Raw genomic sequence first — 15,816 nt, forward strand, 5'->3', positions numbered from 1 at the left:
GGCGGCTCAGCCCACCTGCAGCTTGATGGAGAGGGCCAGCATCCGGCTCTTCGGCCCACCGAGATCCTGCCGGTAGCCAATGTCGATGCCGCCGCCCTCGCCCGTGAGGAAGCCCAGGCCCAGGCCGAGCTGCGAGGTCTGCTTGAACCCGTCATACGAGTACCCCAGGCGCACGGGGATGGCCTCGCCGAGGATGTACTCGACGCCGCCGTGGTAGGTGTAGATGGGCTTGGGGGCCGATTGGAAGTCTCCCAGGACGTCCGCCGCCAGGGTGAACAGCCCCGTGAGGAAGCCCATGTGGGCCGAGTAGTACCGGGTGAGCTCCGCGTTGTGCGTGTCGATGAGGTTGTGGCCGGAGACGCCCAGGGTGAGGCCCTCGTTGAAGCGCACCAGCAGGCCGGCGTCCGCGGTGGTGGCGTTGGCCAGGATCAGCCCGTTGCCCTTCAGGTAGCGGACCGACGTGCCGATCAGCACTCCCGGGGTGATGGGCAGCGCGAAGGCCAGCGTGCTGAAGTGCCCCGTGTCCCGGGCTCCCGCGTGGCTGAGGCTGACGAGGTGATAGTCCAGGCCGGCCGCCAGATCGCTCGTCTTGCCGTCCATCACGGACACGCCGCCAAAGGCCCCATGGTTGTGGGCGTCCCACGCGCCGTGCAGCTCCATCCGGTACATCTTCCAGAGGGCCAGGGAGGCGGGGTTGCCCAGCACGGCCTCGGTGCCCATCCCGAGTGCCCGGTAGGCTCCTCCCATGGCGAAGCTGCGCGCGCTCTGGAGATCGCGCAGATCCTCCACGTTGCCAGTCTGGGCGAGGCCAGGAGTGGACACACACAACGCCAACAGGAGCATCAATCGGTGAGGCATGGGGCCCGCATCCTATCCGCCTTGATGCCTCGGGGGGCGATCACTAGATTCGAGCGCCCATATGCCTGCTCCCTCACCGAAGCCAGCGCCCCGCTTGCGCAAAGGCCCCCATCGCCTCGTCGTCCTGGTGGGAGCGCTCACCGCGCTGTCCGCGGGAGCGTACGTGCTGCCTGGGGCCTCCATCCTGCGCCGGATGACCGGAGGGCAGGATGAGAGCCAGCCGACCTCGGCTCGTGTGGACGGCTCATTTGTCTTCTCCGGGCCGGCGGTGAGGGAGGCCGCCGCGGCGCTCAACCTCCCCACGGAGCGCTCCGAGCTGGTGGCCGACGGGGCCATCCTCCTGAAGACGCCAGGGCGCTGCCGCTTCGAGCTGGCCGTGCCGGAGGGCAACAAGCTGGCGGTGGTGCAGGCCGGCGGGCGCCGCCGCGTGGAGGGCACGGAGATTCCCTCGCTGTCGGCGGCCATGAGCCAGCTGTGCCCGCTGCTCGCGGTGCGCGCCACCTCGGAGCATGACACCGAGACCCGGGATGCCGTGGAGCAGCACCTCCAGGGCCTGGGCATCGCCACGCGCACCACGTCGCTGGCGCGCTTCGGCGGCGAGGTGGCGTACGTGCTGGGCGATCCCGAAGAGGGGAAGCCCCAGTTCTGGGTCTATAAGGACGCCTTCCGTCCGGCCCGCGTGCGCTGGAAGGACAAGGCCGGCACGGCGTGGGATGTGCGCTTCATCGACTACACCTCGCCGGCCACCGGCGAGTGGATGCCTCGGAGCATCGAGGTGTGGCGCGAGGGCCAGCGCACCGTGCGCTTCACCGCCATCAAGTCGGACCCGCACGCGCCGCTGGCCGACAAGCTGTTCTCTCCCTGAGAACTTGCGATTCCATGGGCGCAAATGCCGCCCAAAATCGCCGCTAATCGCCCGCGGGGCCTCAGCTCTCGCACACCGTCGAAGGAGTGGTAGGCCCGCGGAATCAGGCGGCTCCCCTCTTCATGACGCGGTGCGCAGAAATCTGGAAACTTTTTTGAGGCCTCCTGGACAATTGCAGGCAGAGCCAACGCCCCTCGGGCCGGACTTCTCGGGGCGTTCTCTCAGGGAACACATTTATGCTGAACCGCGCAGCACGCTCGAGTGACACCCGAACCGCCCGGATGAAGCAGGCCGCCGCCGTGGCGCTCCATCCGAACGCGCTCCTGGCGAAGTTCCTGCCCATGGGGGCCTCGGCGGCCACGGCGCGGCAGGCTGGGCTGTCGGCCGGCATCTGCGCCTCGCACAAGATGGCGCTGGCGGATCTGCCTCGGCTGCGCCAGCACCAGGCCGCCTTCGAGGCCGCCGCGCTGAAGCATGGACTGCCGCCCGCGCTGCTGGCCGCCATCGCCAGCCGCGAGTCTCGCGGGGGCGCCTCGCTCGACAGCAATGGGCTCATCGGCGGGGGCGAGGGCTTCGGGATGATGCAGCTCGACTCGCGCTACCACTCTCCGCGCGGCGGGGCTCATAGCGCCGAGCACATTCACCAGGTGGCGGGCATCCTCGAGCGGCTGCTCGAAGAGGTGAAGGCGAAGCACCCGGGCTGGCCCGCCGAGCAGCAGCTCCGAGGCGCGGTGGTGGCGTACGACGCGGGCGTGGACAACGTGCGGGCGATCAAGGACATGGATCGCGGCACCGCGGCGGAGGACTACTCCAACGACGTGTGGGCGCGGGCGCAGGCGCTGGCTCCGCACTTCGGCGGCACGGCCGGCTCGGCGGAGAGCCCCTCGTCGCCGGCCCCCACCACTGGCACCTTTCGCTTCCTGAAAGAGGGCGGCCGGGTGGTGCTGGGCGTCCCCGTTCGCATGTGAGCGGCTCCGCGGGCCCGGCCCTGCACCCCCTCGGGTGACAGGGCATGCTTGAAAGTGGCTCCCAGCGGCTGCCCACCCCTATTCTGGGGGGCATGTTCGATTACGAGCGAACGGAACTCTGGAAGCGAACGCTGGGGGACCGGGCCGGGGATGCGGACCAGGCAGCGCGGGCCCACCTGTGCGAGCAGCTGCGGCGAGCGTGGCGGCGCGCCAGCCAGGTCGCCGAGCAGATCCGGAGCGCCTATCCCACGCTGAAGTCCCAGGGAGGCAGCCGCTTCGTGGCGCTGTGGGAGCGAGTCGATCTCATCCTCGGCCCCGAGTACCCGCTCAACGCCGCGGAGGCCTTCGTGCTGGGCGGCGCGCTGCTCATCTACGATCTGGGCTTCGGGTTGGCGGGCCTGCCGGGCGGAGAGGTGGAGCTGCGCAAGACGCAGGAGTGGCGGGACGCGCTGGCCACGTGCATCCGCCGGGAGACGGATCGCGCGCCCACCCCCTCCGAGATGGCGAAGCCCACGGAGGAGTACGTCCAGCTGGCCACCGAGGACGCGCTCCACCTGCTGGCGGTGAAGCACTCGCGGAAGCTGGGCGTGGCGCCGTTGAAGGGGAAGGGAGGCGAGGAGCTGCAGCTCATCGAGGACTCGGCGCTGCGGTCGCGGTTCGGAGAGCTTCTGGGGGAGCTGGCCTACAGCCACGGCTGGGACGTGGCGGAGGTGGGCCGGGTGTTCGCGGCGCGCAGGCTGGAGGTGCCCGCGCCGATTCCGCCGGACTGGACGGTGGATGCGCTGAAGGTGGCCGCCGCGCTGCGAGCCGCGGACACGGTGCTCGTCGAGGAGCGCCGCCGCAAGCTCAGCCATCCGACGCTGGTGCATGATCGCCTGCTGTACTCCGCCGGAGAGCCGTTCGCCCGAGGCGAGGCGGAGATGTTCTGGGCCTGCTTCGAGGCGCTGCGGAAGATCGATCGGGATCTGCACGACGTGGACCTGCTGCTCGCGGCGAGCGGCCGGCCGCGCTTCCAGGCGCGAGGCGTGGTGGACGCGGATGACGCGACCCGGCTCGCCACCCACGTGAGGACGCAGGGGTGGACGCCGGTGGACGCCCGGGTGCACGTCTCGGACGTGCCGAGCCTCATCGCGCAGATCGGCGGGGCGCAGCTCTACCGCAAGGACCCCTCCGTCCCGCTGCGAGAGCTGATCCAGAACGCGGCGGACGCGGTGCGGGCCCGGCGGGTGCTGGCGGGGCTGAAGGAGGACTGGGGCTCCATCACCGTGAGGGTGGGGCGGGACGCGAATGGGCGCTGGATCGAGGTGGCAGACACGGGCCTGGGCATGACGGACCGGGTGCTGACGCGGCACCTGCTCGACTTCGGGACGAGCTACTGGATGACAGAGGACATGCGCCGGGAGTACCCGGGGCTGGCGGCCAGCGGGTTCGTGCCGGCGGGCCGGTTCGGCATTGGCTTCTTCTCCGTGTTCATGTGGGGCGAGCGGCTGCGGGTGATCTCCCAGCCGTTCCAGGTGGAGGAGACGCACGTCCTGGAGTTCGACAACGGGCTGGGCGCGCACCCCATTCTGCGGCCCGCGGAGCCGGAGGAGCAGCTCCCCGAGGGCGGCACCCGCGTGCGCGTGTGGCTGTCACGCGAGCGGGACTGGGAGCAGATGCTCCTGGACCGCAGCGATCAGTGGGACCACTGGTCCGAGTCCGAGGAGCGCATCGCGTTCACGGATCTGCTCGGGCGGATCGCGCCCACGCTGGATGTGACGCTGAAGCTGGAGGAGCGCCCCGGGCAGGTGACGACGGTCGTCGAGGCCAGCGACTGGCGGACGCTGGATGCGACGAAGCTGCTGCGGCGCATCGGCAACACGGCGCGCGGCGTGAACACGGCGCTGATGGAGTTCCTGGCGCCCATGGTGCGCCCGGTGCTCGACGCGAACGGGCAGACCATTGGGCGCATCTGCATTGCCTCGGGGGCGATGCAGCGGTGGGCGGGCCTGTCGGTGATCACCGCGGGCGGGCTGCGGGCGCGGTACTCGCGAGAGTTCACCGGCGCGCTGCTGGGCTCCACGGACGTGGCCACGCGAGACGACGCGGAGCCGCTGGCGCTGCGCGAGGATCTGGCGCGGTGGGCGACGGAGCAGGCCCGGCTGTGGGAGCGCTACCAGCTCAACTTCGAGGGCTACGAGCTTCACAAGCGGTTGGATATTGGCCTGGCGGTGCTCTCGTGCGGAGGCGAGCCGGGAGGGCTGCCCATCGGCTACCGCGCCGGCACGCCGATGACGCTGGCGATGCTCCAGGAGTTCGTGGGCGAGCGAGACCAGGTCACGCTGGTGGACGGCTCGGAGCGCCCGGTGCGCAAGTTCCCGGATCTGATCGTCATCCCGTGTCACGAGGCGGGCCACACGGCCGCGGGCCGGCTGCTGGTGCACCTGCCCGCGCTGATGGGGGTTTATATCGCTCGGGCCTGGGGGGCGACGATCCACGACGTGGCGGCGAACGTGCAGGTGTCCGAGAAGGAGTGGTCGCCGACGGACGGGCGCAAGCGGAGGACCTGGGTGTTCAATCGCCCGTCGATGCTGCGCCTCCACTGAGCGGGCGGGCCCCACGCGCTGGAGCGCCCAGGCGCAGTCGGGCGAGCACCGCGATCACCGCACGTGCTGGTAGAGGCGCAAGAGCGTGTGCGGTGAGACCCCGAGCCGGTACAGCAGGGGGAAGCCGTTCACCGCCAGGAAGTAGAAGACCGGGCGTGCGAGGAACCTTCTCCCGGAGACCGTGACGCGCGCATCCACCGTGCGGATGCGGCCGACTCGCCACAGCCTCCGGGAGAGCTCCAGGTCCTCCATCAAGGGTTGCGCGGGGAAGCCGCCCACGGCCCGGAAGGCTTCGGCGCGGACGAAGAGGGCCTGATCTCCATAGGGATGGCGCGTGTAGCGCGAGCGCAGGTCCGCCAGGTGCAAAAGCGGTCCGAGGCGCGAGCGTCCGACATCATCCACGGTCCAGGTCTTGAAGGCTCCGGCGACCACGCGCGGATCTTCCAGGGCAGCGGCGATATGGCGGGGCGCGTCGGGCGGCAGGGCCACGTCGGCGTGGAGGAAGAGGAGCACGGAGCCGCGGGCGCCTTCGGCTCCGGCATTCATCTGCGAGGCTCGGCCGCGGGGCGCGGAGAGCACGGTGACCTTCGGGAAGGCTCGGGCCTGTTCCACGGTGGCGTCGGTGCTCCCGCCGTCCACCACTCGGATCTCGGCGATGCCGTTCATCGCGGCGAGTTCTTCGAGGCGCTGGCGGATGCGCTGCTCCTCGTTGAGCACGGGGAGGATGACGGAGATCACCGCGCGGGCCTCCGGAGCGTGGCGAGCGCCTCCGCCGTAGCGGGAGCTTGGAGCCGTCCTTCGCGCAACTCTGCCTCCAAGCGCTCGAGATCGGCAGGCACATCCACATCGAAGAACGGCGCGATGCGTGCCACGGTGAGCCCGAGGGACTTCAGGCGCTCCTCGGTCCGAGCCAGCGTCTCCGGCTGGCTCCAGGGGAGGTTCGCCAGGGCTCCCACCGGCAACCGGCGCAGGGCGAGCAGGTAGAACCCCCCATCATCGCTCGGGCCGAAGACAGCGTCCGCGTCCGCCAGCGCTGCATGAGCGGCTTCCAGGTGAGCCAGCGGCAGCCCCGGGCTGTCCGCACCGAGCGCCATGACAGCCGGGCAGAGTCCCAGGCCTCGGTGGAGGATGTTCTCCATGCGAGCGCCCAGATCGCCGGTGCCCTGTTGCCAGACCTCGACGGGAGCGGGCAGCAGGCCCTCGGGCCACGGCCCCGTCGAGGCAAGCACCGGCCGCGCCCACGGCAACCGTGTCACCGTCGCCCAGGTATCGGTAAGGAACGCCCGCGCCAATGTCGCGGCGCCCTCGGTGCCCACGGCGGGGGCCAGCCGCGTCTTGGCATCACCTGCGCGGGGAGGCTTGGCGAAGACACAGAGCGCAACACCCGTCATGGCTCACCGCCGCCACGCGAGGAAGCGCGTCAGGAAGTTCTTCGCCCGAGGCGTGAGGCGGCGGCGGTTCCAGGCATCCCCGAGCCGTTTCAGCACCTCGCCCTGGGTGGGGTAGGGCAGCACCGTGTTGGCCAGCGCTCCCACCGTGAGCCCCTGGGTCATCGCCAGCGCCAGCTCGCCGATGTTTTCTCCCGCGTGCGCGCCGACGATCGTTCCTCCCAGCAGCTTTCCGGTCTTTGCCTCCACGTGGAGGCGCCCGAAGCCCTCGGTCTCGCTCTCCAGGATGGCCCGGTCCACCGAGGCCATCGGTACCGTCAGCGTCACCACCTCCTCGCCGCGAGCCGTGGCCTCCTCGGCGCTCAGGCCCACGTGGGCTACCTCCGGATCCGTGTACGTGCACCACGGGATGACCAGCGCGCTGGCCTTCTTGCGGCCCAGGAACAGCGCGTTCTGCAATGCCACTCGCGCCAGCGCGTCCGCGGCATGGGTGAACTTGAAGCGCGAGCAGATGTCCCCCGCTGCGTACACCCGCGAGTTCGACGTGCACAGCCGATCATCCACCTCCACGCCCTGCGGCCCGGCCCGCACTCCCGCGGCCTCCAGGTTCAGGGACTCTAGCTCCGGGGCTCGGCCCGTGGAGAGCAGCAGCGTCTCTCCGTCCACCGCGCCCACCGCGCCACCGCGCTCGAAGTGGACGCGCTTCGCCGCGCTGTGGACCTCCACGTGGGTGACCTGGACGCCCAGGTGCAGGGTGATGCCCTCCGATTCGAAGCGCTGCCTCAGCAACGTGCTCGCCGCAGGATCCTCGCGTGGAAGCAGGCGCTCCTCCTTCCCGATGAGCACCACTCGCGAGCCGAGCCGCCGGAACGCCTGCGCCAGCTCGCAGCCAATCGGCCCGCCTCCCAGCACCACGATTCGCGGCGGCAGGGCGGTGAGGGTGAAGACCGTCTCGTTCGTGAGATAGCCCGCCTCTTCGAGCCCCGGAATGGAGGGCACCGCCGGCTTGCCTCCGGAGGCGATGAGCGCTCGGGAGAAGGTGAGCCGCTGGCCCTCCACCTCCACCGCGTCCGGCGCGACGAAGCGGCCCTCTCCCAGGTACACGTCCACGCCCAGGCCCTTGAAGCGCTCGGCCGAGTCGTGCTGTGCGATGCCCGCGCGCAGGGAGCGCACCCGCTCCATGACGCGCGAGAAGTCCACCTGGGGCTCTCCGGCCTCCACGCCATAGGCCCGAGCATCTCGCACGGTGGCCGCCACTCGCGCCGAGCGGATCAACGCCTTCGAGGGCACGCAGCCGAAGTTGAGGCAATCACCGCCCATGAGGCGCCGCTCGATGAGGGCCACCCGAGCCCCCAATCCCGCCGCGCCCGCCGCAGCCACCAGCCCCGCGGTGCCCGCGCCGATGACGACCAGGTTGTAGCGGCCCTCGGGGGTGGGGTTCTTCCACTCCTGGGGATGAACGCGCGCGGCGAGCGTGGCGTCGTGGGCATCTCCATCGAGCAGGTGCAGGGCTTTCTTCACGGCGTAACCTTCTCGGAAGAGGAGGGAGCAGTCGATGCCGGAGCCGCCTGGTGCAGCGCCGAGTCCAACGCGCGCCGGGCGATCCGGGTGAGGATCACGGTGACGCCGACGGTGGCCACCAGCCCGCCCCAGAAGAGGACGCGGCCCCACGGCCCGCTGTCCGGACGGTGGCCGCTGGTGAGCTGGGTGACGCTCGTTACCAGCGAGCCCAGGTACACATAGAGGAGCGTCCCGGGGAACATGCCCACCACGGAGGCGATCACGTAATCCCTCAAGCGCACCCGCGTGAGCCCGAGCGCATAGTTCAAGATGTTGAACGGGAACAGCGGCGACAGGCGCAGGAGCAGCACCACCCGGAAGCCCTGCGCCCCCACCGCCGCGTCCACCGCGCTGAAGCGCGAATCCCCGGCGATGCGCCGAGCCACCCGCTCGCGCAGCACCGTGCGCCCCAGCAGGAAGGCCGCCACCGCGCCCACGTTGCTCGCGAGCATCACCAGCAGCGTGCCGTACACCGGCCCGTAGGCGAAGCCCGCGCCCAGCGTGAGGATGGAGCCGGGCAGCACCAGCACCGTGGCCACCACGTACGCGCCGAAGAAGACGGCCGCCCCCAAGAGCCCCATGTCCCGGATGCGCTCGATCAGCCCCAGCAGCCACGCGTTGACGGGCAGCAGGAAGACGACGGCTCCCAGGGCCGCGAGGGCCACCAGCCACAACGCTGCGCGTCGGCTCTTCATCTCGGCCCACCCTCCGGAGGAGCCTGCCTCCCGTGGAGGTTCCTCCCGCTGAGGTTCCAGTCGTAATCGAGGAACTCCCCGGCGTCTCCCTTCTTGCCGGGTAGGACGAGCAGGACGGCGAGGGCCGCCCCGCGTGTTCTAGGGAACATCATGGAGCACTCTGCTTTTTCAGGTAGCGAAGGTCTGGGGCTGCCGTCCACTCCAAGTGGTACGTCGGATCGCACCGCGGGTTGCACGACGTGGCGGGAAATGGTCGTGTCGGATCACTCCGCTACTGTGAACCCCGTGAGCTCGTCTGCTTCCCTTGCTTCCGTCGCTGTCGGCCGCCCTGTCCGGGGGGAGTTCACCTATGTCGTCCCGGAGACACTCTCGGGGCGCCTGGCTCCCGGCCAGCGGGTGCTGGTGCCCTTCGGGCGTGGCACCGCGCTCGGCTTCTTCCTGGGGCCTGCCTCCCAGCCCGCCGAGGAGGGGATCCAGCTCAAGCCCATCCAGCGCGTGCTGGAGGAGTCTCCCTCCCTTCCGCCGGATCTGATCGCCCTGCTGCGCTTCGCCGCCGAGCACTACCGCTACCCGCTCGGTGAGGTGATCCGCGGCGCGCTCCCGCCCGGGCTCTCCAAGGCCGAGGACGAGAAGGAGGCCCGGCCGGATGTGCAGCACTTCGCGGTGGCGCTCGTGGCCGAGCCGCCCGCCGAGCTGCGCCGCGCTCCCTCCCAGTCCGCCGCGCTCGCCTACCTGCTGGCCGTGGGAGGCCGGGCGCCCGTGGAGGAGGTGGCCCACGCCATCCCTGGCGGGCGCGAGACGCTGAGGAAGCTCGCTAGCCGCGGCATGGTCCGCCTGGAGGAGCAGGTGCTCAAGCCGGGCGTGCGCGAGGGGTTGGCCCAGGGCCGTCCCGAGGTGCTCACCCCCGAGCAGGATGTGGCGGTGAAGGCCCTGCGGTACTCGCTGGAGATGGGCGGCTTCCAGACGGTGCTGCTCCACGGCGTCACTGGCAGCGGCAAGACGGAGGTGTACCTGCGCGCGGTGGAGCATGCGCTCTCGCAGGGCAAGGGCAGCCTCGTGTTGGTGCCCGAGATTGCGCTGACGCCGCAGCTCGTGGGCCGCTTCCGCAGCCGGTTCGGCTCGGACGTGGCGGTGCTGCACTCGGGCCTGAAGGATCGCGAGCGGCTCTTTCACTGGCAGGCGCTTCGCAAGGGCACCGTGCGGATCGCTGTCGGGGTGCGCTCGGCCATCTGGGCGCCGGTGGAGAACCTGGGCCTGCTGGTGGTGGACGAGGAGCATGATCCATCCTTCAAGCAGGAGGACAAGCTCCGCTACAACGCTCGCGACATGGCGGTGATGCGCGGCAAGCAGGCCGGGGCGCTGGTGGTGCTCGGCTCGGCCACGCCCTCGCTGGAGTCCCTGGAGAACGCGCGCCGTGGGCGCTACCGCCTGCTGGAGATGAAGAACCGCGTGGATGACAGGCCCATGCCCACCATCGAGCTGGTGGACTTGCGCATCGAGCGGCCGCGCGACGGCGGCCCCGTCACGGAGGAGGCGCCCATCCTCTCGCAGCCGCTGCTGGATGCGATGCAGCAGACGCTCGATCGCGGCCAGCAGACCATCCTCTTCCTCAACCGCCGCGGCCACAGCACCTTCATGCTGTGCGAGGTGTGCGGGCTGACGCTCAAGTGCTCCGAGTGCGACGTGTGCCTCACGCTGCACCGGGCCGCCTCGCGCGTCATGTGCCACTACTGCGGCCTGGCCACCCCCGTGCCCGAGCGCTGCCGCGAGTGCACCGGCCCCATGCTCCGGCTGGGCATTGGCACCGAGCGCGTGGAGGCCGAGGTCGCCGAGCGCTTCCCCCAGGCCCGCGTCGCGAGGCTGGATAGGGACGCGGCCACCAGCGGCGAGCGCGTCACCGAGCTGCTGGCCGCCTTCGCCCGGCGGGAGATCGACATCCTGGTGGGCACGCAGATGGTGGCCAAGGGCCATGACTTCCCGGGCGTCACCCTGGTGTGCGTGGTGATGGCGGACACCTCGCTGGCCATCCCGGACTTCCGCGCCGCCGAGCGCACCTTCCACCTGTTGACCCAGGTGTCCGGCCGCGCCGGGCGAGGCAAGGACCCGGGCCGGGTGCTGGTGCAGACCTACAATCCGGACTCCGAGCCGGTGAGGCGGGTGCTCGCCCATGACTTCGAGGGCTTCTCCCAGCAGGAACTGGAGTGGCGCAAGGCCCTGGCGTACCCTCCTTTTACCCGGTTGGCGGCCATCCGCCTCGAGGGCGAGCACCCGGAGCAGACCGCCAGCGTGGCGCGGATGCTCGGGGACTTCCTCTCCCGGCGCATGCCTCCGCCTTCCGCCGGGGTGCGCCTGCTGGGGCCGGCGTTGGCGCCCATCTCCCGCCTCCGGGGCCGGACGCGCTGGCAGCTCCTTTTGAAGGGGCCCACCCATGCGGCGCTCGCTCCGCTGCTCGCCCGCCTGGAGGTGAAGCTGGAGGACATTCCGGCAGGGGTCAAGGTCACGATCGACGTGGATCCGGGTGCGATGCTGTAGACTCGCGCGGCTTCCATGGCCGCCCTGGTCCTCCTCGTCCACGACGACATCGCCACCATCGCCACTGTCCGCCGGCTTCTCTCGCGGGAGGGGCATGAGGTCATCCTCGCCACGTCCGTCGCGGACGCCCTCATCGCCTTCGGCCACTACCAACCCGCGCTGATCATCCTGGCGCCGGCGGTGGAGAGCGGCCGGGGCAACCTGGTGCTGGAGGAGCTGGCGCAGCACCCGGAGGGGCACAAGGCGCGGCTGCTGCTGGTGGGCGAGTCCATCCCCGGCTACAGCCTGCCGGCGTCGGCCCTGCCGCTGGATCCGCCCAATTTCCTTCAGACCGTGAACCAGATGCTCCGGAACCCCGCGCAGGGGGAGGATTGGCAGGTCCAGGAGGCGCACACCCTCGCCGTCCCCCACGCCGAGGCGCCCGCGGAGTCCGATCCGTGGCAGGTGCCTCCGCCCTCGGAGCGGAGCAATCCGGCGCTGGCCAATGCCCTCTTCGGGGACATGGGCGTGGCCCCGCAGGTGGGCTGGGAGCCCGAGCCGGTGGGTGCGCAGAGCCCGCCTGTGGAGCAGGAGCCGGTCCCCGCTCCGCAGGACGCCCTCGCCATGGACGCGAGCTTCGAGCAGATGCCCCCGCGGGTAGAAGCCGAGGCCTCGCCGGAGATGACGCTCGCCACGCACGAGCCTTCCATGCCGGCGCCCGAAGCCGCGCAGGCTGCGTTCACGTTCGTCGCCAGTGAGCCTGTCTCCGAGCAGGAGGCCCGGGCCGTGGCGTCGGATCCCATCCTCATGGATTCGATGGATGAGGGGATGGACGCCAGCCCCTCCGAGGACTCGGGGCCCGCCACGCTCGAGCCTTCGGCTGGAGGGGTGGACTTCTCCGCGGCAGAGGAGATCACCGTCCAGGATCCGGCGGCCCCCTCGCTCCCGGAGGCCGCGCCGGCTGCCGAGCCCCGTGAGGATGAGCTGCGGCGCATGGAAGAGGAGGTGCGCCACGAGGCCGCCGCGCGCCGTCGCCGGAAGCTGGAGGCGAACTCCGAGCTTGTCCCCCCGCCCGAAGCTCCCGAGGCAAGCCCCGCTGAGCAGTCTCTGGCTCAGGAGAAGGATCCGGCCGAATCGTTCGTGGCCGTGCCCGCGGAAGAGGCGTTCTCGCTCTCGGAGGAGGACGCAGCTTCGGCTGGAAAGGACGGCCCTCGCGTGAAGGGCTGGGGATCGATTGGCGCGGACGCGGGCGTAACGGACGGGAGCGTGGAGGCGGAGCTCCGCGCGGAAGCCGAGCGCCTGGCTCAGCTCGAGATCGACGCGGCCCTGGCCCGCGAGCAGGCGGAGCTGGCGGCAGCGAGGCCAACGCCCCCGGTGGCGGCGGCACCCCAGTTGGGAGAGGAAGGCTTCTTCCAGATCGATTCTCCCGCGGGCGCGGACGAGGCGAGGGCTCGGGCCTTGGAGGCCGCCGAGGCCGAGCTGCGCGCTCTGCGCGGAGAGCCCTCGGTTCCGGCCGCCGTGCCGGAGGCGGCTCCTCCGGTGGAGGCCGCGGCGGCAAGCGAGACGCCAGAACCCCCCGCGCCCACGCTGCAGGAGCGGATGGAGCGCACGCAGCGCTGGGCTCAATTCAGGGAGGGGGCGGACCCCCTGACTGCCCAGGAGCGGATGGAGCGCACGGCCCGCTGGGCTCAATTCAAGGATGGGGCGGACAGCACGCTGCAGGAGCGGATGGAGCGCACGGCGCGCTGGGTGCAGTTCGGCACGCCGGAGCCCCGGCCGCCCCAGGAGCAGGCGACGCACTCGCTGCAATGGGTGGAGCCGGGGACCGCGCCGGCCGAGCCTTCCGTGTCCGAGGAGCTGTCGTCGCAGCAGTTGGCGGAGTTCACCTCGGAGATCGAGCCACCTCCTGTGGTGGATGATCTGTCGGCTCCTCCGGTGGAGGAGGCGCAGGAGTCAGAGGCAGAGCCTGCGCCCAAGCCGGAGGATCCCGAGTCCCGCGAGCTGATGAGGGCCGCTCGGGCCGAGCTGGAGCAGGAGTCCACGCTCCGTCTCCAAGCCGAGCACGAGGCCGAGTTGGAGCGAGGCCGCACCGAGTCGCTGAAGAGCGAGCTCGAGCGCGAGGCCGCGCTGCGCGCCGAGGTGGAGGCGGCGAAGGCCCAGGCCGAGGCGGCCCTGGCCGAGGCGGAGGCGGCACGGGAGCGGCAGGAGGCCCTGCGGCGCGCGGAGGAGGAGCTGCGGCAGAAGGCGGAGCAGGAGGCCGAGGAGCTGAAGGACCGGCTCGCCACGCTGACCAAGGAGCGCGAGCACGAGGCCCGGCTGCGCGCGGAGGCCGAGCGCTGGGTGATGGAGTTCCGGGGGCGCGAGGCCACAAACGCCAAGGTGCGCGCGGAGGAAGAGAAGCGCCGCAAGGCCATGGAGGCCGAGGCCGAGGTGGCGCGCGCGAAGGAGGCGCGGTTCCACGCTCAGGAAGCAGAGCTGGCCCTCATCCGCGCACAGGTGGAGGCGCTCCAGAAGGAGACGAGCGAGCAGAGCCGCCTGAGGGCCGAGCTGGAGGCCCGCGTTCAAGAAGAGTCCCGGAAACGCCGGGAGGCGGAGGCGCAGGCCGAGCTCGCCGCTCAAGCTCAATCCGAGGCGGAGTCTCGCGCCGAGGCGGAGGCCCTGAGCCGGACCGAGGCGGAGTCGCGTGCCGAGGCGGCCACCCAGGCGCAGACCGAGGCGGAGTCTCGCGCGACGCGGGCCCGGGCCGAGATCGAGGCTCGGGTCAGCGAGGAAGAGCTGGCGCGCTTTGACGCCCAGGTGCGCGCGGACGCGGAGGCGCTCGCCCGGGGCAAGGCCGAGGAGCGCGCGAGCGAGGAACAACAGAAGCGAGCGGAGATCGAAGCCCGGCTGCAGCGGGAGGCGAAGGCTCGGGCGGCGACCGAGGCTCGGGTGAACGCGGCCGTCCAGGCGCGGAGCGACGCGGAGGCCCAGCTCGAGGCGGAAGGCCGGGCTCGCCAGGAGGCGGAGGCTCGCGCCGAGGCGGAGAAGCAGGCTCGGGTTGAAGCGGAGGCTCTCGCCGAGGCAGAGAAGCAGGCCCGGGCCGAGGCGGAGGCCCGTGCCGAGGCGGAGGCGGCGGCTCGCCAGCAGGCCGAGGCCCGCGCCGAGGCGGAGGCGGCGGCTCGCCAGCAGGCCGAGGCCCGTGCGGAAGCGGAGGCCCAGCGGAGCGCCGAAGTGGAGGCCCGCGCCGACACCGAATCCCTGGCGCGTGTGGAGGCGGAAGCGCAGGCCGAGGCGGAGTCCCTGGCGCGGACCGAGCTGGAGGCACGGAGCAAGGCCGCGGCCCTCGCGTATGCCGAGCTGGAGTCCCGGGCGGAGGCCGAGGCACAGGCGCGCTCGGCGGCGGAGGCTCGTGCGGCGGCGGAGGCGCGGCGTGGGCTGGAGCTCGAGGCGCGCGTGGAAGAAGCGCAGCAGGCCCGGAGCGCCGCGGAGACGCGTGCCGAAGAAGAGCATCAAGCCCGAATCGCCGCGGAGCAGCGCGCGGAGGAAGCAGCGCGAGCCCAAGCCGAGGCGGAGGAGAGACTCCAGGCGCTTACGCACTCGAAGGCCGGCGCGGAGGAGCGGGCGGGCGCCGAGGCCCAGGCCCGCGGGCAGCTCCAGGCCAACCTCGCGGCCGCCATCAAAGCCCGGGGCGAGTTCGAGGCCCGCGCGAAGCAGGAGCGGGAGAAGCGCCTCGCCGCGGAGGCTCGACTCCAGGCCGAGCTTCAGACGCGAGCCTCTGTCGAGGCCAGGAACCACGAAGAGCTGGAGCGCCTCACCGCGGATGCCGAGGCCGAGGCCTCCCGAGCCTCCGAGGACCTCGCCCACTGGAAGGCTCAGGCGAGGCAGCTCGAGGAAGCCGCGCGCCACGAGGTGGAACAGACCCGCGAGCGCGAGCAGCAACTCCAGGAGCAGCTCGCACGGCTGTCTCAGGAGCTGGCGCGTCTGAAGGCGGAGAAGACTCGCACGGAGGCCGAGGCCGCCGAGCGTCTCGCCGCCTCCGAGCGCACACGCCGCGAGGCCGAGGAGACCGCGCGCCGAGAGGCCGAGGCCGTCGCGAAGGCCCGGTCGGAAGCTGAGCAGTTGGCCGCCCGCATGCAGTCCGCCGTCCTCCAGATCCAGGCGCCGGGGCAGGCTCAGGTGGTCGTCCCTCGGGGCGGCAGCGTGACGCAGGAGGGACTGGCGAACCTCTTGCTGACCCTGTGCGAAGGACACGCCGAGGTGCGGCTGGAGCTCAAGGCCAGCGACTCCCTAAGGATCCTCTGGCTGCGAAGAGGGAGCCTCGTGGGGGCGCTCTCGTCGGCTCCGGGCGAGACCCTGGTCGATCGCGCGCGCCGGGATGGATTGATCAACGCGCGCCAGGAGCACGAG

At 71.4% G+C, this 15,816-nt stretch carries 10 protein-coding genes; 5 read left to right on the forward strand and 5 right to left on the reverse strand.

Going from position 1 to position 15,816, the window contains the following annotated elements:
* Window positions 1-6: 6 nt before the first annotated feature.
* Window positions 7-858, reverse strand: coding sequence for a hypothetical protein (locus tag ACJ8AT_RS27515; RefSeq protein ID WP_407740852.1), 852 nt, complete (start codon window positions 856-858; stop codon window positions 7-9).
* A 94-nt stretch (window positions 859-952) separates the two neighbouring features.
* Between ACJ8AT_RS27515 and ACJ8AT_RS27520 the strand changes: the two genes are divergently transcribed.
* From ACJ8AT_RS27520 to ACJ8AT_RS27530, 3 genes are all read left to right on the forward strand, one after another.
* Window positions 953-1,723, forward strand: coding sequence for a hypothetical protein (locus ACJ8AT_RS27520; protein ID WP_407740853.1), 771 nt, complete (start codon window positions 953-955; stop codon window positions 1,721-1,723).
* Window positions 1,724-2,004: 281 nt separating this feature from the next.
* Window positions 2,005-2,691 carry a hypothetical protein gene (locus tag ACJ8AT_RS27525; protein ID WP_407740854.1) on the forward strand — a complete coding sequence of 229 codons (687 nt, stop codon included), beginning with the start codon at window positions 2,005-2,007 and terminating at the stop codon, window positions 2,689-2,691.
* Between the two features lie 44 nt (window positions 2,692-2,735).
* Window positions 2,736-5,276 carry an ATP-binding protein gene (locus ACJ8AT_RS27530; RefSeq protein ID WP_407740855.1) on the forward strand — a complete coding sequence of 847 codons (2,541 nt, stop codon included), beginning with the start codon at window positions 2,736-2,738 and terminating at the stop codon, window positions 5,274-5,276.
* Window positions 5,277-5,330: 54 nt separating this feature from the next.
* Here the strand turns inward: ACJ8AT_RS27530 and ACJ8AT_RS27535 are convergent, their stop codons facing one another.
* From ACJ8AT_RS27535 to ACJ8AT_RS27550, 4 genes are read right to left on the reverse strand one after another with little or no spacing between them, the layout of a single operon-like run.
* Complete coding sequence (locus ACJ8AT_RS27535) at window positions 5,331-6,014, reverse strand: TIGR04283 family arsenosugar biosynthesis glycosyltransferase (protein WP_407740856.1); 684 nt, start codon at window positions 6,012-6,014, stop codon at window positions 5,331-5,333.
* Window positions 6,011-6,667, reverse strand: a complete 657-nt coding sequence (locus tag ACJ8AT_RS27540) for a TIGR04282 family arsenosugar biosynthesis glycosyltransferase (protein ID WP_407740857.1) — start codon at window positions 6,665-6,667, stop codon at window positions 6,011-6,013. Before ACJ8AT_RS27540 ends, ACJ8AT_RS27535 begins: the two co-directional genes overlap by 4 nt.
* A 3-nt stretch (window positions 6,668-6,670) precedes the next feature.
* On the reverse strand, window positions 6,671-8,185 hold the full coding sequence (locus ACJ8AT_RS27545; RefSeq protein WP_407740858.1) for a mercuric reductase: 1,515 nt from the start codon (window positions 8,183-8,185) through the stop codon (window positions 6,671-6,673).
* A complete protein-coding gene (locus ACJ8AT_RS27550) occupies window positions 8,182-8,919 on the reverse strand; it encodes a TVP38/TMEM64 family protein (protein WP_407740859.1) in 738 nt (245 codons plus the stop codon). Before ACJ8AT_RS27550 ends, ACJ8AT_RS27545 begins: the two co-directional genes overlap by 4 nt.
* Before the next feature lie 249 nt (window positions 8,920-9,168).
* Here ACJ8AT_RS27550 and priA point away from each other — a divergent pair, with 249 nt between their 5' ends.
* Together priA and ACJ8AT_RS27560 are read left to right on the forward strand one after the other, a co-directional pair.
* Window positions 9,169-11,451, forward strand: a complete 2,283-nt coding sequence (priA, locus tag ACJ8AT_RS27555) for a primosomal protein N' (protein WP_407740860.1) — start codon at window positions 9,169-9,171, stop codon at window positions 11,449-11,451.
* Between the two features lie 15 nt (window positions 11,452-11,466).
* Window positions 11,467-15,816: hypothetical protein (locus ACJ8AT_RS27560; RefSeq protein WP_407740861.1), on the forward strand; the 4,350-nt coding region annotated here is incomplete at its 3' end.

The sequence above is a fragment of the Hyalangium sp. genome (assembly GCF_045802625.1).
Lineage (GTDB): Bacteria > Myxococcota > Myxococcia > Myxococcales > Myxococcaceae > Hyalangium.